A 24641-nucleotide genomic window follows, 5' to 3' on the forward strand; every position below is an offset into this window, starting at 1 on the left:
ACCAAAATTAATTACACCTTATAACTTTGGTTTTGTTAAAATATCACAAGTACTTCAAAAAACAAAATCCTAAAATATGAAAACTAAAACTACTCTACAAGAAGTGGGAAATTTCATTAAATGTGGTACCTATTTTTTCCCGTTTCACAAAAATGATCAACAAGATGCCTTTTCCAAAATTAGTTTAAAATCATTTTTAATTTTAATTTTAGGATTAGCCCTGTACTCTTCGGCAGTTGTTGCTCAGGAAATCCCTGTTAGATATGGAAATACTCTTCCTTATAGCAAGGCAACCTCAAAGACAGCAAAAACAGCAGCTTCTACAGAGGCCGTTAGTGCATTGGCAGCTGTTGCCGGCTCTATTGATGTCGCCAATCCCTCAACAGGTTATAATGCTTATAATGCGGATCAGCTTGTTCGTAATATCTTAACCTCCGGCTGTTTGACCATAAGTAATGTTCGTTTCGGTTATTACAGAAATAACAACAACAACTGGACCTGGGTCGATCACACCTGGTCTGCTACTGCGGGAGATCGTCAATTGGGTTACTTCAGTAAGGGTACTTCAACCTTTCCAATCGACGAAGGACTTCTTTTATCTACAGGAAAAATTAGCTCTGCCATGGGGCCGAATACCTATACCAACAAATCGGATGCAATGGTTAGTGCAGCAAGTGATCAGGATTTAACTGCAATTTCGGGAGAAACAATGCATGATGCCTCTATATTAGAATTTAATTTTATTCCGGATGGTAATCTTGTAGAATTCAAATTCGTTTTTGCTTCAGAAGAATATCTGGAATACGTAAATACCGATTTTAATGATGCATTCGGTTTCTTTTTAAGTGGTTTTGGAATTACCGGAACTTATACCAATAACGCTATCAATCTTGCACAATTACCAAACGGTGATGCCGTAACCATAAATAACATACATTCTGCCGGAACAAACGTAAATAACGTTGCTTTTCCGGCAAAAAATGCTACCTATTATACAAACAATCCCCCTGGTTCCACCACTATGGAGTATGATGGTTCAACAGTAGTTCTTACTGCTACTTATGCTGTTACAGCGGGAAAAACTTACAAAATAAAAATGGCCATTGCCGATGCCTCAGATCAACAATGGGATGCCGGTGTATTTTTAAAAGCAAAAAGTTTTGCGACAAACACTTTGGTTATCACTAATCCTGCCCCTGTATGCGTAAATGGAACTGCCGACCTTACTTTACCAGCCGTTACCGCAGGAAGTACTTCAGGGCTAACTTACACCTATTGGCAAGATGCCGCTGCCACTATTCCATACAATACACCAACTGCAGCGCCGGTAGGAACTTATTACATTAAAGGTCAAAACACACAATCCGGTTGTTCTGATACGAAACCAGTTGTTGTAAGTCAAACTAACATTGTGATAACAGAAACTGCCGCTTCTCATGTTGACGTAAAATGTAAAGGAGGCGCAACAGGTTCTGCAACGGTAACTGCTTCGGGAGGAACTGCGCCTTATACCTACTCCTGGAATACAACTCCGGTACAAACCTCAGCAACGGCTTCTAACTTAGCTGCCGGAACTTACACTGTAACCGCTACTGATTCCAAAGGATGTACTGGTACCAAACAAATCATTATTACGGAGCCGACTGCTGTCTTAACCGCTACCACATCACAAACTAATGTGACCTGTAATGCAGGAACAACAGGTTCTGCAACGGTAACTCCTGCCGGAGGAACCGCACCTTATACCTACTCCTGGAACACAACTCCGGTACAAACCTCAGCAACGGCTTCTAACTTAGCTGCCGGAACTTATACGGTAACGATTAAAGACGCCAATCTTTGTACAATTACTAAAACTTTCACGATCACAGAACCAACAGCTATAACGGCTACCACTTCGCAAACCAATGTACTTTGTAAATCAGGCACAACAGGTTCTGCAACAGTAACGCCTACCGGAGGAACGGGAGCATACACCTACTCTTGGTCACCATCCGGAGGATCTGCCGCAACCGCTTCTAACTTAGCTGCGGGAACGTATACCGTGACCATTAAAGATGCAAATCTTTGTACCATCACTAAAACTTTTACTATCACAGAACCTGCAGCTGCATTAACTGCAACTACTTCACAAACCAACGTGCTTTGCAAATCAGATACAACAGGATCTGCAACTGTAACAGTTTCCGGAGGAACAGGAGCCTATACTTATTCATGGGCACCATCTGGAGGATCTGCAGCAACGGCTTCTAACTTAGCTGCCGGAACGTATACCGTGACCATAAAAGATGCTAATCTCTGTACGATTACTAAGACTTTTACCATCACTGAGCCTGCAGCTGCTCTAACGGCTACTACTTCGCAAACTAACGTACTTTGTAAATCAGATACAGCGGGATCTGCTACAGTAACAGTTTCCGGAGGAACAGGAGCTTATACTTATTCCTGGGCACCATCGGGAGGATCTGCAGCTACGGCTTCAAACTTAGCAGCAGGAACTTATACGGTAACCATTAAAGACGCCAATCTTTGTACCATCACTAAAACTTTTACTATCACAGAACCTGCAGCTGCATTAACTGCAACTACTTCACAAACCAACGTACTTTGCAAATCAGATACAACAGGATCTGCAACGGTAACAGTTTCCGGAGGAACAGGAGCCTATACTTATTCATGGGCACCATCTGGAGGATCTGCAGCAACGGCTTCTAACTTAGCTGCCGGAACGTATACCGTGACCATAAAAGATGCTAATCTTTGTACCATCACTAAAACTTTTACCATCACTGAGCCTGCAGCTGCTCTAACGGCTACTACTTCACAAACCAACGTGCTTTGTAAATCAGATGCAACGGGGTCTGCAACAGTGACACCTACAGGAGGAACCGGAGCCTATACTTATTCCTGGGCACCATCTGGGGGATCTGCCGCAACTGCTTCTAACTTAGCAGCGGGAACTTATACCGTGACGATTAAAGATGCAAATCTGTGTACCATCACTAAAACGTTTACCATCACAGAACCTGCAGCCGCTTTAACGGCTACTACTTCGCAAACCAATGCATCTTGTAATTCAGGAGCAACAGGGTCTGCAACGGTAACCGTTTCGGGAGGAACCGGAGCATACACTTATTCCTGGTCACCATCGGGAGGATCTGCAGCAACGGCTTCTAACTTAGCTGCCGGAACATACACCGTAACAATTAAAGATGCAAATCTGTGTACGATTACTAAAACTTTTACCATCACAGAGCCAACCACTATAACTGCAACTACTTCACAAACCAACGTACTTTGTAAATCAGATGCAACAGGATCTGCAACGGTAACCCCTACCGGAGGAACAGGAGCCTATACCTATTCCTGGTCACCATCGGGAGGATCTGCAGCTACGGCTTCAAACTTAGCTGCCGGAACTTATACCGTGACCATAAAAGATGCTAATCTTTGTTCCATCACTAAAACTTTTACTATCACAGAACCTGCAGCTGCATTAACTGCAACTACTTCACAAACCAACGTACTTTGTAAATCAGATACAACAGGATCTGCTACAGTAACCGTTTCCGGAGGAACTGGAGCCTATACTTATTCATGGGCACCATCTGGAGGGTCTGCAGCAACGGCTTCTAACTTAGCTGCTGGAACGTATACCGTGACCATAAAAGATGCTAATCTGTGTACCATCACTAAAACTTTTACCATCACTGAACCTGCAGCTGCTCTAACGGCTACTACTTCACAAACCAACGTGCTTTGTAAATCAGATGCAACGGGGTCTGCAACAGTGACACCTACAGGAGGAACCGGAGCCTATACTTATTCCTGGGCACCATCTGGGGGATCTGCCGCAACCGCTTCTAACTTAGCAGCGGGAACTTATACCGTTACGATTAAAGATGCTAATCTGTGTACCATCACTAAAACAGTAACCATTACCGAACCTGCAGCTGCTTTAACTGCTACTACTTCGCAAACCAATGCGTCTTGTAATTCAGGAGCAACAGGGTCTGCAACAGTAACCGTTTCGGGAGGAACCGGAGCCTATACTTATTCATGGGCACCATCGGGAGGATCTGCAGCAACGGCTTCTAACTTAGCAGCCGGAACGTACACTGTGACCATAAAAGATGCTAATCTGTGTACGATTACTAAAACTTTTACCATCACAGAGCCAAGCACTATAACTGCAACTACTTCACAAACCAACGTACTTTGTAAATCAGATGCAACAGGATCTGCAACGGTAACCCCTACCGGAGGAACAGGAGCCTATACGTATTCCTGGTCACCATCTGGAGGATCAGCAGCAACGGCTTCAAACTTAGCCGCCGGAACGTATACTGTGACCATAAAAGATGCTAATCTTTGTTCCATCACTAAAACCGTAACCATTACCGAACCTGCAGCTGCTTTAACTGCTACTACTTCACAAACCAATGTAGCTTGTAATGCAGGAACAAATGGTTCTGCAACGGTAACAGTTTCCGGAGGAACGGGAGCTTATACTTACTCTTGGGCACCATCTGGAGGGTCTGCAGCAACCGCTTCTAATTTAGCTGCCGGAACGTATACCGTGACCATAAAAGATGCTAATCTTTGTTCCATCACTAAAACTTTTACCATCACAGAACCAACCGCTATAACTGCTACTACCTCACAAACCAACGTGCTTTGTAAATCAAATACAACAGGTTCTGCAACAGTAACACCTACAGGAGGAACCGGAGCTTATACCTATTCCTGGTCGCCATCAGGAGGATCTGCAGCAACCGCTTCTAATTTAGCAGCCGGAACTTACACTGTGACGATTAAAGACGCTAATCTTTGTACAATTACTAAAACTATAACCATTACCGAACCAGCAGCTGCATTGACTGCTACAACGTCACAAACGAATGTGTCTTGTAATGCCGGAACAAATGGTTCTGCAACGGTAACAGTTTCAGGAGGAACCGGAGCCTATACTTACTCCTGGGCTCCATCTGGAGGATCTGCCGCAACGGCTTCTAATTTAGCTGCCGGAACATACACCGTGACCATAAAAGATGCAAATCTTTGTACCATCACTAAAACTTTTACGATCACTGAACCAACAGTTCTAACCACTACCACTTCACAAATGAATGTAGGTTGTGGAGGTGATAATACGGGATCCGCTACTGTAAATGTTTCCGGTGGAACTCCAGGATATACTTATCTATGGTCTCCGTCTGGTGGAACAGCAGCTACAGCAAGTGCTCTTACTGCCGGAACTTATACCGTAACGGTTACTGATGCAAACTCTTGTACTATATCTAAATCAGTTACTATTATCGACGGCGATTCTATTAAACCAATAATTGACCCACTGCCACAAACTTCTACTATTAATTGTCCTGCGACACCAGTATTTGCTACTGCCACTGCAACAGATAATAATGGAGTGATTTCATCCTTAACCTACACAGATGTTATTACACCTGGTGGATGTGCGGGTTCCTATACACAAACCAGAACCTGGACTGCTGTTGATGCCTGTGGAAATGTCTCTCTTCCTGTTAGTCAGGTGATCATTGTACAAGATATTTCTGCTCCTACCTGGTCTACTGCAGCTGCCTCTTTAAACAAAACAATAGAATGCAGCGATACAGCAGCTTTAACTGCCGCACAGGCTTTATTCCCAACCGCTACAGACGCTTGTGATACTGATGTTTCGAATATCGTAAAAGTAAGCGGTGCTTTTGTGGCCTCTCAAGGTTGCGCTAATGCCGGAACGTATACCAATACCTGGACTGTGAAAGACGATTGTGGAAATACTTCTGATACTTTCACTCAGGTGATTACCATTCAGGATACTTCAAAACCAACATGGTCTACTGCAGCTACTTCTTTAAACAAAACAATAGAATGCAGCGATACAGCAGCTTTAACTGCCGCACAAGCTTTATTCCCAACCGCTACAGACGCTTGTGATACTAATGTTTCAAACATTGTAAAAGTAAGCGGTGCTTTTGTGGCCTCTCAAGGTTGTGCTAATGCCGGAACGTATACCAATACCTGGACTGTGAAAGACGATTGTGGAAATACTTCTGATACTTTTACTCAGGTGATTACTATTCAGGATACTTCAAAACCAACATGGTCTACTGCAGCTACTTCTTTAAACAAAACAATAGAATGCAGCGATACAGCAGCTTTAACTGCCGCACAGGCTTTATTCCCAACCGCTACAGACGCATGTGATACTAATGTTTCGAATATCGTAAAAGTAAGCGGTTCATTTGTAGCTTCTGAAGGTTGTTCTAATGCCGGAACGTATACCAATACCTGGACTGTGAAAGACGATTGCGGAAATACCTCAGATACCTTCACTCAGGTGATTACTATTCAGGATACTTCAAAACCAACATGGTCTACTGCAGCTGCTTCTCTAAACAAAACCCTAGAATGTAGCGATGCAGCAGCTTTAACTGCCGCACAGGCTTTATTCCCAACCGCTACAGACGCTTGTGATACCAATGTTTCGAATATCGTAAAAGTAAGCGGTTCATTTGTAGCTTCTGAAGGTTGTTCTAATGCCGGAACATATACCAATACCTGGACTGTGAAAGACGATTGTGGAAATACTTCTGATGCTTTTACTCAGGTGATTACTATTCAGGATACTTCAAAACCAACATGGTCTACACAAACTGCTTCTCTAAACAAAACTCTAGAATGCAGCGATACAGCAGCTTTAACTGCCGCACAGGCTTTATTCCCAACCGCTACAGACGCTTGTGATACCAATGTTTCGAATATCGTAAAAGTAAGCGGTTCATTTGTAGCTTCTGAAGGTTGTTCTAATGCCGGAACGTATACCAATACCTGGACTGTGAAAGACGATTGTGGAAATACCTCAGACACCTTCACTCAGGTGATTACTATTCAGGATACTTCAAAACCAACCTTTACCGGAACACTACCTGCCGATATTACTGTTTCTTGTGATGCTGTACCTCAACCGGCAAATATGGAAGCTTCCGATAATTGCAGTGGTAACTTACCAATTGTTTTCAGCGAAACAAAAAGCAATACTGAGGATCAATGTAGTACAAATTATACTTTAACCCGTAAATGGACCACCAGTGATTGTAGTGGAAATACAATTTCTTACACTCAGATCATAACCGTTAGAGATACCACTCCACCTACAGGAACAGCTCCAGTAAATGTAGCAAATCTGCAAACTATTGCTGATATCCCTGTTGGAAATCCGAGCGACATAACCAATGCTGTGGATAACTGCAGCAGTACGGTAAACATTACTGTAAGTGACGCCAATAATGGAGGAAGCGGTTGTGATGGAAGTCCTTACATCCTAACGAGAACCTATACTTTAACAGATTGTGCCGGTAATAAAACGCTATTGACTCAAACCTTTACTGTAGAAAACAAAGTTTCAGTATCTGGAGTTGCTACAAATGTGAACTGTTCGAACGGAAGAAGTGGTTCGATTCTGGTAACTAATAGTCCAGGCTCAACTGTTATCATTAAAAATGAAAAAAATGAAACTGTTGCAAACACCAATCTACCGGCCGGTACATATACTCTTACAGCAACATCTTCTGTAAACAAAGGAAATCAAGCCTGTACTGCAACTGCAACTGTTACAATCACAGCAACTCCTACCGAAACAATGACTGTAAGCAGTACAGCCTGTAACGATGATTCGACCATTATTAACTTACTATCATTGTTACCTGAAAGTACTCCTACTAACGGAATCTGGGTAGATAACAGTAATACCAACAGCATACAAGGAAACAATTTTAATCCTTTAGGTCTGGCAATAGGCAATTATACATTCGAATACAAAATACCTGATGCTAGCTGTCCAAGAAGTATTGTACTGAATATGGCAATAAATGATGATTGTAAAGTACTTGCCTGTGGAAGTATAGTAGTTCACAATGCTTTTTCTCCAAATGGTGACGGAATCAACGATGTCTTCACGATAGACAGTATCGGCGATACCACTTGTTATCCAGAGAATGATGTAGAAATCTATAACCGTTGGGGCGTATTGGTATTTGAAACACACAATTACAACAATCAAACCAATGCATTTGATGGAATTTCAAGAGGCCGAACCACAGTGAAACAATCTGACGGACTACCAACAGGAACTTATTTCTACATTATTAACTACAAATCATTGGACGGAAATAATGTACTTCAGAATAATAAAAAAGACGGATATCTTTATTTATCGAAATAAAAAAAAGAACATATCTCACTGCATAGCAAGCACATAAAGCAACAATTTACAATTAATTAATAAAAAAATCCTTATTTTTGAATATACAAATGCATAGACTTTTTTACAATTTAAATTGAAAAAAAGTAGTACTAATGAAAATAATAAATACCACTATGAGAACAAAATTATTTTTCTTCGTCATTATGTTTGTAACAATTGCGAGCTATGCACAGCAAGATGCACAATTTACGCAATATATGTACAATACCATAAACATTAATCCGGCTTATGCAGGATCGCGAGGAGCTTTAAGTGTTTTTGGATTATACCGCACCCAATGGGTTGGACTCGACGGGGCTCCGGAAACCAGCGCTTTCTCAATCAATAGCCCTATAAATAATAGTAATTTAGGAATCGGAGCCTCTTTAGTAAATGATAAAATTGGCCCAACTAACGAAAACAACTTTTCTGTAGACCTTTCCTATACTATTCAGACCTCAGCCGATTTTAAACTTTCGTTTGGTATCAAAGGAACAGCCAACCTGTTCAATTTGGATGTCAGCAAATTAAATCCGGAGAGTCAGGGAGATCCACAGTTTCAGGATCTAAACAATAAGTTTTCGCCGAATGTGGGAGCCGGAGTCTATTGGCATTCTGATAAAGCATACATTGGTTTATCAGTACCTAATTTTATCGAAACCAATCGGTACTCTGATAATGATTATGCCATTTACAAAGATAAAATCAATTATTATTTAATAGCCGGATATGTGTTTGATCTTGATAGACTTCAATACATCAAATTCAAACCTGCTTTACTGACCAAAATGGTCGAAGGAGCACCGCTTCAGGTAGATGTTTCTGCCAACTTTATGTTCATGGATAAACTTGTGGTTGGGGTTGCCTACCGATGGAGCGCTTCGCTTAGTGCTATGGTAGGATTCCAGATTACTGACGGTCTCTATCTTGGTTATGGATACGATCGCGAAACCACTCGTTTAAACAACTATAATTCAGGATCACATGAGATATTCCTGCGTTACGAATTCTTCAAAAACAATGGTAAAATGACAACGCCACGTTTCTTCTAAAAATTACGATTATGAAAAATTATATACTCCTTTGCTTAACAATTATCTGTTCTTTTTCAGCCGGCAGTTATGCGCAACAATCGAAAATTAATACTGCCGATAAGAACTACAACAATTATGCATATATCGACGCTATTAAAACCTATGAACGTGTAGCTGATAAAGGATACAAATCGGAAGATTTGTTTAAAAAGCTCGGAAACTCATACTACTTCAACTCTAACTTTGAAGCTGCTGCAAAATGGTACGGTGAATTATTTGCAATGAACACCGTTGTTGAGCCAGAGTATTACTATCGATATGCGCAATGTCTAAAATCAACCGGACAAACCGATAAGGCCAGTAAAATTATGGCTGATTTTTTGTCTAAATCTAAAAACGACGACAGAGCAAAATTATATGCAGAGGATGTAAACTATCTGGACAAAATCAAAGCCAATTCCGGCCGATACAAAATTGAAGATGCCGGAATCAACTCTAAATACTCCGATTACAGTTCCTATGTTTACAACGGTAAAATATACTTTGCCTCTGCCCGGGATACCGGAAACTTTTCACAACGCAAACACAAATGGACCGGAGAATATTTTACGAATTTGTATTTTGCCGATACAGACCCTCCTGCCAACAGTACAGTGAAAGTCAATAAATTCAAAACCTCTCTTAATACAAAGTTTCACGAGTCTTCTCCCGCTTTTACGAAAGACGGGCAAACGGTTTACTTTACCAGAAACAATTATATAAACGGTAAAAAAGGAAAAGATGACAACAAAATTACTTTAATCAAAATATACAGAGCCACTCTTGAAAACGGAAAATGGACCAACATAACCGAACTTCCTTTTGACAGTGATAATTATAGTACAGCTCATCCTGCACTTAGTCCTGATGAGAAAACACTGTATTTCGCCTCAGATATGCCCGGAACAGTAGGACAGTCTGATATTTACAAAGTAAGCATCAATGGCAATGGCAGTTATGGCACACCTATGAACTTAGGTAAAGTCATAAATACGCAAGGAAAAGAAACATTTCCGTTTGTTACCAGCGATAATGAAATTTATTTTGCTTCTGACGGACATCCCGGACTAGGTGGTCTGGACGTTTTTGTAGGCCAAATTGAAGATAACGGAACCATAAGCAATATTCAGAATCTTGGAGCGGATGTTAACTCACCTAAAGATGATTTTGCCTACATTATTGATCCTGCATCCAGAAGAGGCTATTTTAGCTCTAATAAAGATGGCGGACAGGGTTCTGATGATATCTACAAATTTCTCGAAACAAGAAAACTACAATGCATACAAGAGCTAAACGGAATCATTACTGACGCTGAAACCTTAGCTGTTTTGCCAAACACAAAATTAACTTTATATGACAATCTGGGCAATATAAAAAACACTACTATTTCAGATGCAACCGGTTTTTACAGTTTCCCTGTTGAATGTGGAAAAACGTATAATGTAAGAGCAGAAAAAGAAGAATACACAACCAAAGAAATCAATATTACCATTGGAAAACTAACCGGAAAAACCAGTCTTCCTATTGCTTTGGATAAATCCGCCTGCAAAGTCACCATTGGCGATGATTTAGGAAAATGTTTTGGTATCAAAATGATTTACTTTGATCTGGATAAATCAAATATCCGTACAGAAGCTGCTCTGGATCTAGAAAAAATACTTGATGTCTTAAACAGCCATCCAACGATGAAACTTGATATTCGTTCCCACACAGACAGTCGTGCTACACATCAATACAATGAAGCCTTATCCGGCAGAAGAGCTAAATCAACAATTGACTGGCTCGTTAAAAACGGAATCGCTAAAAACAGACTCACCGGAAAAGGATATGGAGAAACCCAACTGGTAAATGGCTGTTCTGATGGTGTACCGTGTACAGAAGAACAACATCAAATGAACAGAAGAAGCGAATTTATTATTACTTCTCTTTAATTAATTACTTATTATATTTAGCAACAGAAGCTGTCTTAAAAGACAGCTTCTGCTAATTAATTATTAAAAAGAAGTAACGAACATGACTATTCTATTCTATCCCATACATCTTTTTTTTCCATGGTTTCAATTCTTTTAGAGTTGGTTCTTTCAATTCCAATGCTTGTTCTAATAAATGAGTAAAATTTTCTGACAATAATTCAATCTGTAAATCCTCATAAGTTATAAAAACAATACTTGCTTCTTCTTTATTATTTCTAAAATCAAAACAGACTGCCCCATAATCGCTATAATAACCAATAGCAAAATATCCTTTATCTAATAAAACTTCTCTCATTTCTTCATTCGCTTCTACTAATATTTCTTTCCATTTATCCGTGGGTTTAGAAAATAATCTAATGTCTGAGTTTAAAAAAATGGTGTAAAAATGTTTATACTTTAAATACTCCTTATATGAATTTGGAAATGTTAAATTAAAATATTCTTCAATTTCAATTATTTGACTATCTGTTACTGAGCTATTCGTTGCTTTCCATACTTTGTCTGTTGATTTCAAAAGTTCTAAAAGTTCTCCACTAGCATTTTCTTGCTCCAACTCCATTTTTGAAGATTTATTCTTAGTACTACTATAATCAAATTCATAAATCATATCTTTAGCAATATCGTCACCATACATAAGATATTCTTTGTGTTTTTCGACAAAAGCTATTCCTTTATCAATATAATCTTTAATTACTTCATTCATAATATTCACCTTTTCTAAACAAAAACAAAAGTAGGAAAATAAACGCCTAAACAATCGATAAAAAAAAAATCGTTGCAATTCCCTGAATTGCAACGACCAATAAAAAACTAACCAGTCCAATATTTTTTTTACATCTTCACAAAGATGTTAGTATAGTATTTCTTTCCGGTATTAGGGTCAATCGAAACTGACAAACCAAAATGAGTATAGTCTCCTTCAATATTTGCCTTGTGTCCGGGGCTATCCAGCCAGGCTCTTAAAGCAGCCTCAGAAGTTTTATAATTGTAAGCAACATTTTCGCCTACTTTTTTAGCACCTAAAACACTCATGATATTATTGGAACGCGAAGTAAAATCATTATGATCAACCACATTGTTTGCGATCATGTATTTGTTGTGTTCTTCGCACTTAAATGAAACGTGATTGATTCCTTTCAGAGCATTCAGACCAATACTTATCCGATAATCATTGATAAGTTTCATCGATTCGATTTCCGAATCATTGTAATTGTAGTTAGCAACGACAGCCTCGGCTGTAGCAGGGCTTTCGCTACCCTCTGCGCTGTCCGATGAACAGGAGCTCATTGCAACAAGTAGGGCAACTATTGCAACGAACCTCATGTTACGCATCATCTTTTTCATAATGACATAGTAGTTTAATTTTTAAAGTAGATGTTGGGGCAAATCCTTTAAATATTTATTAAAATAAATTGACTTGTTTCTTTCTCAAACTTATTCAATTTATCGTTAAACTACAAATAATATCGATAAAATACGCAATAATTTTACAATCAAACGTAATAATCCTACAAGCTAAGAGGATAATCTTTCAATCTTCCATGAAAAGTCAGATTGACTTTGGTAACGAATTCTGTCATGCAATCTATTGGGTCTCCCCTGCCAAAATTCTACCTCTAAAGGAGTTACTAAAAAACCTCCCCAATTTTCAGGTCTCGGTATGTGTTTTCCTTCGAACTCTTTTTCCAGTTTTTTCAAATTTTCTTCCAAAAAAGTTCGGGACGGAATCACTTCACTTTGCTTCGAAACAATCGCACCCAATTTACTTCCATCAGGACGAGAATCAAAATAACCATCTGATATGTTCTCTGATGTTTTTACAGCGATTCCTTTTATGATGACCTGGCGTTCCATTTCCTGCCAGAAAAATGACAAACAAACATGCGGGTTTGCGGCTATCGCCTTCCCTTTCTCCGAATCATAATTGGTATAAAAAATAAAACCTTCCTCTGAAAATTTCTTTAATAAAACCACTCTGGATTTCGGGAAACCATCCAATCCAATTGTCGAAACTGTCATGGCATTAACTTCTCCGTTTCCGCCAAAATCTTCTACCTCATGAAACCATCGGTTGAACAGATTGATTGGGTCTTCGGGAATATTGGTTTCCAATAATTCACTCTTTTCGTAAGATTTTCTATAATTGCTTAAATCGTTCATGATTGTTGATTTTAGATTGTAGATTGCAGATTTTAGATTTTTTGATTACAAATTCTTGAAAAATAAACAAACTAGCATTTTGTCATTTATAACTAATCCACATAACTCATAACTCATAACTCATAACTCATAACTCATAACTCCTCCCGTCATCTCCCAAAAGTGTGTTTGGAAAAACGGTTTCGGCTTCTTCTTTAAAACGTTCGATACCATCATAACGTGTTGAATAATGCCCCAGAATTAACTTCTTTGCATTCGCTTTAAGCGCAATTGTTGCCGCTTCTTTTGCGGTTGAGTGTAACGTTTTCAGTGCCAAAGCAGCTTCTGATTCCAAAAAGGTAGATTCATGGTACAAAACGTCAACATCTTTAATTATGGGAAGTACGTCTTCGTGATACACGGTATCGGAACAAAACGCATAACTCATTGACGGAATAGGATCAAAGGATAATTCTTTGTTCTTTATTACGGTTCCATCGTCAAGTGTAACGTCACCGCCTCCTTTTATTTTTTGAAAATATGCTGTATGAATATTGTATTGCTGAACTGCTTCTACATTTAATTTGCGATCACCGGGTTTTTCCTGAAACAAAAATCCGTTTGTATACACACGATGCTTCAACGGAATCGTTTTTACAATAACCTTACTGTCTTCAAAAATAACTTCGCTTTCTTTTGACTCTAATTCATGGAAAAACAATTTATAGGTCGTCCAGGATTCCGTCAATTTTAATTGAAGCAGAATAAGTTCTTTAATCCCTTTCGGCCCGTAAATATGTAAATCGGTCGTTCTTCCTAAAAGAGAAAAAGTAGAAATAGTCCCAATTAATCCATAAAGGTGATCTCCGTGAAGATGCGAGATAAAGATGTGATTTATTTTTGAGAATTTAATCTTATTCTTTCTAAGCTGCACCTGTGTTCCCTCACCACAATCAATTAAAAATAAACGATTTCTTATTTCTAAAACCTGTGAAGTAGGGTTCGTAATTGTTCTGGGAGTTGCGGCATAACAGCCAAGTATGGTTAATTTCAATTTTACTGTTTATTCGTTTATTTGATAAATCGTTTAATCGGCTAAAACTAATTCAAATCGATTAAACAGTTAACCGAATAAACAATTAAACTTATTTTAAAATCCAAGGTCTCTTTCGATTTCCTCCATTTCGATAATATCATGCGCTTCCAAAAGTGACGGAACAACGACTAATTTATCTGAAACGGCATTAAAGTCTAGATCTGAAACTACTATTACAAATGATTTTTTGGCTTTCTTCTGCTGCTTGGCAAGGGGCAAAAAAAGTTTCACCTCTTTTTCCGACACACCACTATCTGCTGATAAATCGATTATAATATTTTGTTTTTCAAAGGTTTTAAACTGTTGCGTTACTCTTTCCAAAAAAGCATTAAAATCTCCCTGAGTATCTTTAATTGTAACGGTATGTCCTTTTTGATCTACTTTCATTTTTACTATATACACTTCTGATTTGAAAAGCTAAGGTACGAAGTTTTTTTAGTTTTCAGTTCTTATTCCCAGTTGTCAGTTTTCAGTTTCAGTATTCGGTCTCAGTATTCAGTCTCAGAGAAGTTTTCCAGTCAAGACTGAGACTGAAAACCGCGACTGAAAACTATATCCATTACTGTTGAATCTTGGATGCGAGCAAATAAATCACCGCCATTCTGATCGCTACTCCGTTTTCGACCTGATTCAGAATAACAGAATGATCAGAGTCAGCCACTTCAGAAGTAATCTCTACCCCTCTGTTAATTGGTCCCGGGTGCATGATTACGATTTCTTTCCCAAGCGAGTCCAGTAGCGGTTTATCTACTCCATATTGCTGTGCATACTCACGTGTCGATGGAAAAAAGTTCACATCCATACGTTCATTTTGAACACGAAGCATATTAGCAACATCACACCACTCTAAAGCTTTACGCAAATTGGGTTCAACTGTGACACCAAGTGATTCAATATATCTCGGAATCAGTGTTTTTGGTCCGCAGACTTTCACCTCAGCTCCCTGCATCTTCAAAGCATATATGTTAGACAAAGCTACTCTCGAATGCAGAATATCTCCTACAATGACTACTTTTTTTCCGGCCACATCGCCTAATTTTTCTCTAATCGAATAACTGTCTAATAAAGCCTGAGTTGGGTGTTCGTGTGCTCCGTCTCCGGCATTCACGATACTGGCTTTGACATTTTTGGATAAAAAATAAGCCGCTCCGGGATTGGAGTGGCGCATTACAACCATATCAACTTTCATTGAAAGGATATTATTTACAGTATCAATCAGGGTCTCCCCTTTTTTAACCGAAGACTGGGCTGCCGAAAAACTAATCACATCAGCCGATAATCTTTTTTGTGCCAATTCGAAGGAAAGTTTAGTTCTTGTACTGTTCTCGAAGAAAATATTGGCAATGGTAATATCTCGTAATGAAGGAACTTTTTTAATGGGTCTGTTGATGACTTCTTTAAAATGATCGGCCGTTTCAAAAATCAGGTTAATATCATTTTCATTGATATATTTAATTCCCAATAAATGATCTACGCTTAATTCTTTCATTTTTATTTCTTTAATATTTATTTGTCAAATTCATGAATTCCTGGCATGCTCAGTTTTTCAAAACTGCTACAAAGAACAACTCCTTTATCGAATCATTCTTTCTACAACTTCGCTGTAATCCTGCAAATCTCTGGCATCTTCATCAAAAAGATGCTGCCATTTGAAACCTGGAATTTCTATTTTTGTTCTCGCAGATTCATTCCAATTTAGAGTGAAGCCGTTATCTCTTAGAACTTCGGCAACTACTTTACCTACTTCTATTGTTGTCGCATCATCACCATTATCTACTTTCTGGAATGCGATAAACAAACTTGAATCTTTTACAGCTACTCCTCTTGCTAAATCTTGTTCGTGATAAAAACAATATCCGTCAGATTCTACTTCGTTTTCACGTAACGCTCTTTCTACCTCAACAACTTCATATTCCCCATCCGATGTGGTATACCCCGCATTATGAAGTGCAATAATATTTCTATCGGCTAATTCATCAAACGCTTTTATTAATCTTTCCGTATCTGTTGGGCTTTTCCATTGTTTACTTTCTGAAAGTAATTTTTGGTTTTCTTCTCTTATTTTATCAAAGGCCCACTCTTCAGAGATTTCATCCTCAAATTCGTTGTCTTCAATTTCTTCCAGAATGTTTTCCTGAATCTCATCAAGAGACAGAAACCCCATTCTAACTTGGTTAAAAATTGATTCATAAATAAAAGCTTCATTCTCTGTCATCCTTATTTTTATTTATTCGTTAATTTGTTATCAAATAGACCACATCTTCACCGTCATTTTCTTTCCAGCTTACTTTTACTTTTTCACCATTGATAGCATCTACCTGACGGCCACGATAATCGGGTTGAATAGGTAAATTACGGCTAAAACGTCGGTCAATTAACACCAACAATTCAATTTCTGAAGGTCTTCCAAAAGACTGAATAGCAGTTAACGCGGAACGAATGCTTCGTCCGGTAAACAAAACGTCATCAATAAAAATGACTTTTTTATTTTCGACTATAAAATTGATTTGGGTTTTATTCGCTTCAAGCGGTTTATCGGTCCGACGGAAATCGTCTCTAAAAAAGGTGATGTCTAAATAACCCAGAGAAATTTCGGGTGTTTTGTACTCGCTTTCTAATATTTGTTTCAAACGTTCGGCTAAAAAAACACCTCTTGGCTGAATTCCGATTAAAATAGTATCTGAAAAATCAAGATGTTTTTCGATTAACTGACAAGCCAAACGATGGAGTATGATAGTAACTTCTTTTGAATTAAGTAATACTTTTTGGCTCATAATTAAGTATAATGTTTGGTTGGGCAAATATACAAAATCAGAATTTATTTGTAGTCTCTTTCTAAATACAAATATTTGAATAAATTTTTAGCGTTGTAATAACACAAAGCATTCTTTTTAAATTCCATAGATAACATCGAATTTCAATTCGTTGCTCATGAAACTATATAAGTCAAAGAACCTTTCGTACAAGTCATCAACAGATCCTAACTTGATCAGGTACTTTTTACTATTTTATTATATTTGACCAACCAAAACACATAAGATTAGGAGAAAAATAATTATCTTGACTATAATTGCAATCGATGGGATTATACAGACACAAGGTATTGAGAAAATCTCTTTGACCTTAACACCCCAAAACAGACCTAAAAATCCCCTTAACCTATATTGCTTTTAAAAACCGAAAAAATGAACTCCTATCTCACAAAAATAGATACTTTTATAAACAGCCTTGATCAGGAAACCTTAGACGTTTTAAACAACATCTCCACTACCAGGACTTTAAAAAAAGGAGCGTTTTTATTACGACAAGATGAAATTTGCAGTAAAAGTTACTTTATAGAAGAAGGGATTGTCAGAAAGTACTACCTTGATGATGGAAAAGAAATCACAACAGAATTATACTTTAAAGATGATATCGCGGTATCTTTTAATAGTTATTGTCTGCAAAAACCAAGTAACGAATTCATTGAGGCCGTCACAGACATCACCATTTCACAAACTGACTTTAAAGAATTTCAGAATGCAAAAAAGCAATTCCCCAAATTAACAGAATTAGATTTGATGCTCACCGAGTATTATGCAATTTGGCTGGAGGATCGCTTATTTCAGTTTCGCACACTGGACGCTACGACCCGTTATCTTAAATTAATTAAAGAGCATTCGCATATTATTAAAAACATCCAGCTTACACATATCGCTTCTTATCTTGGAATATCTTTGGAAACTCTAAGCAGAATCCGGTCCAAAATTTAAATCTATTATTTGACTTAAGTCAAATTTCCAGCGATTTTTCATTTCGACATTTGTTTCATAAAATATAAAAAAAATGAAACAAAGAATTATAGGATTTGACCTGGCAAGAGCATATGCCATCTTCGGAATGTTTATTGTGAATTTCAATATGGTTTTTGGCTCCCATAATGACCAAAGTACTGTTGCACAATTTATGTCTCTTTTTAGCGGCAACTCGAGCTCTGTTTTTGTGATACTGGCCGGAATGGGAATCGCACTTATGACCAACAGACCCGAATATACTCCTGCCGAGAAAAACAAGCTGAGAAATACCATCCTCAAACGAGCCGGTTTTTTATTTGTCATCGGGCTTTTGCTTAACCTGATCTGGCCTGCCGATATTTTGCACTTTTACGGTTGCTATATGCTCATAATTGCATTTATAGTCTTTTTAAACAAAAGTTTTTTTTTGTTTCTGGCGGCTGTGGCGGTCTTTAGTTTTCACTTTTTAATTTTTTTCATCCCTTATGAAACGGGTTGGAATATGGAATCATTTCACTACAAAGATTTTTATACGCTGAACGGGTTTGTCAGAAATACTTTTTACAATGGCTGGAATGCTGTATTCCCCTGGATTGCTTATTTTCTTCTAGGAATGTATCTCGGAAGACTAAACTGGAGCAGTAAAAAGATTCAGCAGAAGATGTTTATTATTGGTTTTCTATTATATATCTCGATAGCATTACTTCAATTATTGTCCGGCCAATTTGTACTTTCAGGGGATTTACATTTATTTATCAACGCCGATTATCTCCCTCCGTACCTCCCTTTTATGTTAAGCACCTCCGGATTTGCTCTGATGCTGATTGCCTTTTTTATGTTTATAGGAGACAAAAACGGAAATAACCAATATGTACAAAATTTTGCACCAACGGGTCAAATGACGCTAACGCATTATATTTCACATCTTACCATTGGTTTAATTTTATTCTCTGTACTAACAGGCAATGATCTGGTTCAACATTCAGCAGATCAGAAAGCAACAAAACCAATTTATATTTTACTATTTTCAATTGCATACTTTGTACTCAGTTACTACTTTAGTAAACTTTGGGCAACACACTTTAAGAATGGTCCATTTGAAGCCCTTATGCGAAAAATAACCCGCTAACTAAATTTCACAGGAACCATTACCCAATCATTTTGAGCCGGCCATAAACTGTCAAAAGAAACCTTAAAGCTGGAGACTAGACTAAAAGTCTACATCAAAAAAACTATTTCCTTCTCTAAATTTAAAATTATATTTTAGCAGTACAGCACTTACCAATACTTCTTGCTTACAGACCAAACACAAGATTAAAGCTATGGATCAATACAGAGAAACTTTCGAAACCTGGGATAAAATTGCAGCTATTTATCAAGACAAGTTCATGGATTTAAAGCTGTATAATGAAACTTATGACTTCTTTTGCGATGCTTTGAAAAACGAACAGCTCCATATCTTTGAAATTGGCTGTGGTCCGGGAAACATCACAAAATATTTATTATCAAAGAAACCTGATTTAAAAATTAGGGGAATTGACATTGCTCCCAAAATGATTGAATTAGCACAAAAGAACAATCCTTCTGCGCAGTTTGAAGTAATGGACACACGAGACCTCAACAAAGTAGATCAACAATTTGATGCCATTATTTGTGGTTTTTGCCTGCCCTATTTGTCCGAAGAAGATTGTTCCAAACTAATCAACAGCACTGATAAAATACTCTGTCCTAATGGTATTTTTTATCTTAGTTTTGTTGAAGGACATTCAACTGAATCAGGTTTCATTTCGGGAAGTACCGGCGACCGAACATACTTCTATTATCATAATTTAAAGAACATAGAAAAACAGCTTTCTATACATAATTTCAAAATCATTAAATCGTTTGAAATTAAATATCCAAAATCCGAAAATATTGAAATTCATACGATACTAATTGCTCAAAAAAATGAAAGAAATCATTGCACTTTCTGAAAAAACAATAACCATAAACAGGAATGAATTTCTTAAAGTAAAAGGCAGTATGGACGATACTATTTACTTTGTAGAAAGCGGCAGTCTGCGTCTTTTTGTTCTGGATGATGACGATGAAGAACAAATCATTCGATTTGGCTACCGGCAAAATTTAATTGTGTCACTGGATTCTTTCTTAACCGGAAGGCCTTCTGATTTGTGTATTCAGGCGATTAAAAAAACAGTTGTAAAGATTATAACAAAGAAGCAAATAGATCAGTTTTTAAAAATTGAAGCCAATAAAAACCTATGGATTACTATTTTAGAAAACTTAGTAGTGCAGCAAATGGAACGCGAAATTGATATCTTAACCAGTTCTCCAAAAGAAAGATACCAAAGAGTTTTAAAGAGAAGTCCAAAGCTTTTTCAGGAAGTTCCAAACAAACACATTGCCAACTATCTAAGAATGACACCTGAGACATTATCGAGATTAAAAAAGTCTTGATTTCGATCAATCATTTCCGGAAAAACTTTTTGAAACTTTGCTTCAAAAATTAAACCTATGCAATCAGAAAAACTCATACAATTACTAATGGATCACACGAGAGATAGTATCAATCAGGCTGAAAAACTTAAGAATGATACTATACAAACTTTGACCTGGAGAGAAAATCCTGCTTCCTGGAACATTTTGGAATGCATGGAGCATTTGAATTTGTATGGTGATTATTATCTAGCTGAGATAGAAGACAAAATAAAGAACTCGAAAACTTCTTCCGAAACCCAATTTAATAGCGGATTTTTAGGCGGTTATTTTGCCAAAAGTATGCTTCCGAAAAAAAAGCTGAACAAAATGAAAACCTTTAAAGACAAAAATCCATTAAACTCTGAGCTTGACAAAAGTGTAATTGACAAATTCATCAACCAACAACTTCAATTATTAGCATTACTGGAACAAGCCAAAAAGGTAAGTTTGAATCGTATAAAAATCCCCACTTCTTTATCCGGTTTACTCAGACTAAAACTGGGAGATACTTTTCAGTTTTTTATTCATCATATCCTGAGGCATCTGAATCAAATTGACACCATAAAAGAGGCTATAAAAAATACCGCTTCCATACAAGAACAATCATAAGCTAAAAAACGAAACCCCATTCACTGTGGCAAATGGGGTTTCGAAAAAAAAAAAAAAAACTACTTCACAATTAGTTTGGCCGTAAACAATTTACGGGAATGTATTTTTAGAATATAAACTCCTTTTGGTAAATCCTGATTGATTAGAGAAAACTTATTATTGTTTACATTCTTTGTAGCATATAATAATTTCCCTTCCATGCTGTAAATTTCTATTTCGTCAATAGGATATTCAGATTGAATAAAGGTCTCTGCATCATTCTTTGTTGGATTTGGATACACTCTCAAACCATTATCGATTTTAAATTCATCATTGTTCAGATGCGGATCGATTACTTCAAAAGAAACTCTGTTTGAAACTTCATTATAAGAATCGTTAGTAAACATTACCAAAAAGTATTTCCCTTTTTCTGTTGGTAATTCCGTAGCTGCAATATTTTTTGTTCCTTCAGAAAGTCCTTCAAAATAGGTATAACTCACCAGTGGTTTTTCATTCGGATTATCTCCATCATGATAAATCCCCAACCAGTCTTTTACAATTCCCGGAGCATCTGTCCACGAAGCAGTAATCTGCTCGCCCAAATCATAAACAGGTTTATTGATCCATAATTCGGTAACGACAGCTCCTACTTTAAAAAATACTTTGTTTCCAATCGGATTAAATCCATCCTGTAAATAATACTCGGCATAATAGTAACCTTTTGGCAGTCCCGTGAAAGATTTAGTATCTGCAACGGTTGTAACATATTGCCAGCTTGTTGCTGTAACTCCGGATCCGGGATTAACCCCCATTCTGTAAATACCAATCCAGTCTTTTGCCAGTTGCGGACCATTTGTATAATTAATAAGGATAGGAGTCCCAACAGAATACTCGGTTTTATCAGTCGTTAAGGTCGGTACCGGCCCTACATAAAAGTATTTTCGGGGTGCAATTTCCGTATACCCTCCATTTGAAAATATTGCAGCATAATAACGCCCTTTAGTAGCCAGTCCGCTAGAAAAAGTAATAAATCCGCTGGCACTTCCGTCCGTATATTTCCAGGTTTGCGATGGCGAAGAACCTCCCGGAGTCTGTCCTTCTTTGTATAAACCAATCCATGTTGAAGTACTGGCCGGAGCATCAGTAAAATCGACTTTTATTGGTGTGTTCAACGAATAGGTCAGAGCATCTGTAACTATTGCTGTATTTACATTGTTACTTCCTGTAATCGTAAAAATCTGAACATCACTCCATGGCGACCATTCAAGATTACGGTCTCTGTATCTTAGTTTCACATAGTATTTGCCATTTGGAAGTGAATTAGAAGCCAAATCCATTTTGGTAATATCTACACCCAGATTGATGTTTACAGTAGAATCTTTCTTAGTGCCATACTTTCCGTATAAATTTTCGAAATCTCGATATACTTCTTTTTTTACAATATCGAATGTTGGTGTTTGAGAAATCAAAAACTGACTGGTATTCAACTTCTCATCTGTAGTTGTCGTATAAGTCGATCCGGACACGGTTAGCGGCAATGTATTTGTCGCAGTAAAAGTATTCGTAATCGAAGGTTTGGCAGGTGCCGCTTTGTTTTTATATCGATGAAATTCATCCATTAGCTGGTTGTTCTTCCATTTATCAACACTTCCAATGGAATAACTTTCAATATCCATTTTTCCGTTTGTCACGTCAATATCTACAATTTGGTAAATCCAGTTACAAATAGTTTTTTGTACATCATCAAAATCCTGCTCTGTAGAAGATCCCCAATATTGATCCCAGGCCGTACCTCCCGAAATAATATTATAGGTAGGTGTGTTTTTTAATTGCCCGCGGTGATACAAATGATGGTGCGCCCCAATATGCATTGAATATTTCGGAGAAGTTACCAATAACGGTACAGCTGTATTACGAACCCAGGTCGAAATATCGCCCACGTATTGCTCTGCCTGATAAGGTCTGTGACTTAAAGAAAAAATCCATTCTACTGTATTATCAGCATTCGCAGCAGTAAGAACCTGCTGTAACCAGCTTAGCTGTGCCGCACCGGTATGTTCTGAACTTAAACTGATAAACAAAACATTACCCGCCTGCTGTGCATAATAATTCTCTGTTCCCGATGAAATTCCTTTGTATGAAAGCTCGCTAATATAAAAATGATCGTAATAAGAGTTCATTCCCAACGTTCCGTAAGTTTCATGGTTTCCTACTGTGGTCTGAATAGGCACATTACCAGATAAACCTCTGTTCTTTTTAAAATGTACATTTTCATAATGATCCAAAGTTCCCACATCAACCTGATCTCCCACCATAAAAGTCATGGAGATATTATCATCCGGAGATAAATTGTTTCCCCATTTCTGTCTGATTTTTCTTTTGGCAGCTGACACTAAAGAATCATAACGCGGAACAGCTTTCAGTTGATTATCCCCCATAATCAAAAACCGAATGTGTCCATTGGCTGTGGCTGCTTGTCCCGGATTGGGTAATGTTTTAAAAGAATAAACCGAAGACACATCTGCTCCGGTTTTTATTCTGTAGAAATATTTCGTGTTAGCCGAAAGGTTAGTCAGCTTTGCACTATGATAGAAATAATTACCCGGATAACCTGAATCTGTAAAAACATTAGTATTACCGGTAACGGTAACATTTAGATTCGATGCTGTTGTTCCGTACTCTACAATAGATTCCGGATTACTATCCGTTTTCCAATTAACGTAGATAGATGTTGGTGTCGCGTTTTGCAGATAAGGAAATAAATTTTGCGCTTTTGAAGCATAACTTAACCCCAGAAGCATAAATAATAAGTAAAGTTTTTTCATACGTTTTTTTGTTTAGACTGAACAAAAGTATTGTTCGAAAACGTAATAGCTTTTAAGAGAACATTACCTTTCCCTTATCTTTACTTCTCTTTATTGTAAAGTTGTTTAACCTTTTGCACCTCGTTGATTTTACTCTAAATCATAGAACTTTTTAATTAAATCATATAAGATCTTTCTTGTTCTTTGGCCTAATTTTAAGTTATACTAATCAGAACAGCAAGTTCTTAAAACATCAAGGTCATGCAAAATAAGATCAAACGTTTGTTAATGGTATTTGTACTATTATTTTCATTTACGAGCTGCGAAGTTATCGGAGACATTTTTAAAGCCGGAATGGGCTTTGGTATCTTTATCGTTATTTTTATTATTGCGATAATTATCTTCATACTCGCTAAACTGTTTGGCAAAAAATAAATCAAAAAAAATCCCG

Annotated in this window: 18 protein-coding genes; 9 read left to right on the forward strand and 9 right to left on the reverse strand. The window is 37.6% G+C overall.

The features are described 5' to 3' along the window. Positions 1-76: 76 nt before the first annotated feature. The 3 genes from OLM58_RS21875 (at position 77) to OLM58_RS21885 (ending at position 11270) form a co-directional block, all read left to right on the forward strand. Entirely contained in the window at positions 77-8245 is an 8169-nt protein-coding gene (locus OLM58_RS21875; RefSeq protein WP_264530653.1) for a choice-of-anchor L domain-containing protein, read from the forward strand. A gap of 155 nt (positions 8246-8400) precedes the next feature. After that, positions 8401-9318, forward strand: a complete 918-nt coding sequence (locus tag OLM58_RS21880) for a type IX secretion system membrane protein PorP/SprF (RefSeq protein ID WP_264532456.1) — start codon at positions 8401-8403, stop codon at positions 9316-9318. Between the two features lie 11 nt (positions 9319-9329). Next, a complete protein-coding gene (locus OLM58_RS21885; protein WP_264530654.1) occupies positions 9330-11270 on the forward strand; it encodes an OmpA family protein in 1941 nt (646 codons plus the stop codon). A gap of 91 nt (positions 11271-11361) precedes the next feature. Here the strand turns inward: OLM58_RS21885 and OLM58_RS21890 are convergent, their stop codons facing one another. The 8 genes from OLM58_RS21890 to pyrR form a co-directional block, all read right to left on the reverse strand. Next, a complete protein-coding gene (locus OLM58_RS21890; protein WP_264530655.1) occupies positions 11362-12015 on the reverse strand; it encodes an SMI1/KNR4 family protein in 654 nt (217 codons plus the stop codon). Positions 12016-12143: 128 nt separating this feature from the next. Continuing rightward, positions 12144-12656 carry a CAP domain-containing protein gene (locus OLM58_RS21895; protein ID WP_264530656.1) on the reverse strand — a complete coding sequence of 171 codons (513 nt, stop codon included), beginning with the start codon at positions 12654-12656 and terminating at the stop codon, positions 12144-12146. A gap of 171 nt (positions 12657-12827) precedes the next feature. Next, positions 12828-13472 carry a pyridoxamine 5'-phosphate oxidase gene (gene pdxH, locus OLM58_RS21900; RefSeq protein WP_264530657.1) on the reverse strand — a complete coding sequence of 215 codons (645 nt, stop codon included), beginning with the start codon at positions 13470-13472 and terminating at the stop codon, positions 12828-12830. A gap of 127 nt (positions 13473-13599) precedes the next feature. Further along, positions 13600-14505, reverse strand: coding sequence for a ribonuclease Z (locus OLM58_RS21905; protein WP_264530658.1), 906 nt, complete (start codon positions 14503-14505; stop codon positions 13600-13602). Positions 14506-14601: 96 nt separating this feature from the next. Then, a complete protein-coding gene (locus tag OLM58_RS21910) occupies positions 14602-14934 on the reverse strand; it encodes a ribonuclease Z (RefSeq protein WP_264530659.1) in 333 nt (110 codons plus the stop codon). Between the two features lie 172 nt (positions 14935-15106). After that, the gene (locus OLM58_RS21915) at positions 15107-16036 is read right to left on the reverse strand and encodes an aspartate carbamoyltransferase catalytic subunit (protein ID WP_017497616.1); all 930 of its coding nucleotides are present in this window, start codon (positions 16034-16036) and stop codon (positions 15107-15109) included. An 84-nt stretch (positions 16037-16120) separates the two neighbouring features. Beyond that, positions 16121-16762, reverse strand: a complete 642-nt coding sequence (locus OLM58_RS21920; protein WP_264530660.1) for a DUF6891 domain-containing protein — start codon at positions 16760-16762, stop codon at positions 16121-16123. Positions 16763-16781: 19 nt separating this feature from the next. Next, positions 16782-17321 carry a bifunctional pyr operon transcriptional regulator/uracil phosphoribosyltransferase PyrR gene (gene pyrR / locus OLM58_RS21925; RefSeq protein WP_173967632.1) on the reverse strand — a complete coding sequence of 180 codons (540 nt, stop codon included), beginning with the start codon at positions 17319-17321 and terminating at the stop codon, positions 16782-16784. A 411-nt stretch (positions 17322-17732) separates the two neighbouring features. On the opposite strand from pyrR, the gene OLM58_RS21930 reads away from it, so the two are divergent. The 5 genes from OLM58_RS21930 (at position 17733) to OLM58_RS21950 (ending at position 21407) form a co-directional block, all read left to right on the forward strand. Next, the gene (locus OLM58_RS21930; RefSeq protein ID WP_264530661.1) at positions 17733-18299 is read left to right on the forward strand and encodes a Crp/Fnr family transcriptional regulator; all 567 of its coding nucleotides are present in this window, start codon (positions 17733-17735) and stop codon (positions 18297-18299) included. 73 nt (positions 18300-18372) lie between these two features. Further along, positions 18373-19449 (forward strand): DUF418 domain-containing protein, encoded by a 1077-nt coding sequence (locus tag OLM58_RS21935; RefSeq protein WP_264530662.1) that lies wholly within the window; start codon positions 18373-18375, stop codon positions 19447-19449. A gap of 193 nt (positions 19450-19642) precedes the next feature. Then, positions 19643-20293, forward strand: a complete 651-nt coding sequence (locus OLM58_RS21940; RefSeq protein ID WP_264530663.1) for a class I SAM-dependent DNA methyltransferase — start codon at positions 19643-19645, stop codon at positions 20291-20293. Then, complete coding sequence (locus OLM58_RS21945) at positions 20268-20777, forward strand: Crp/Fnr family transcriptional regulator (RefSeq protein WP_264530664.1); 510 nt, start codon at positions 20268-20270, stop codon at positions 20775-20777. Before OLM58_RS21940 ends, OLM58_RS21945 begins: the two co-directional genes overlap by 26 nt. Before the next feature lie 57 nt (positions 20778-20834). Then, positions 20835-21407, forward strand: coding sequence for a DinB family protein (locus OLM58_RS21950; RefSeq protein ID WP_264530665.1), 573 nt, complete (start codon positions 20835-20837; stop codon positions 21405-21407). A gap of 59 nt (positions 21408-21466) precedes the next feature. Here the strand turns inward: OLM58_RS21950 and OLM58_RS21955 are convergent, their stop codons facing one another. Further along, positions 21467-24211, reverse strand: coding sequence for a fibronectin type III domain-containing protein (locus OLM58_RS21955; RefSeq protein WP_264530666.1), 2745 nt, complete (start codon positions 24209-24211; stop codon positions 21467-21469). Positions 24212-24451: 240 nt separating this feature from the next. Here OLM58_RS21955 and OLM58_RS21960 point away from each other — a divergent pair, with 240 nt between their 5' ends. Next, positions 24452-24625: a hypothetical protein gene (locus OLM58_RS21960; protein WP_264530667.1), complete on the forward strand. Its 174-nt coding sequence runs from the start codon at positions 24452-24454 to the stop codon at positions 24623-24625. Positions 24626-24641 lie beyond the last annotated feature (16 nt).

Source organism: Flavobacterium sp. N502540 (genome assembly GCF_025947365.1).
In the GTDB taxonomy this organism is placed as follows: Bacteria; Bacteroidota; Bacteroidia; order Flavobacteriales; family Flavobacteriaceae; genus Flavobacterium.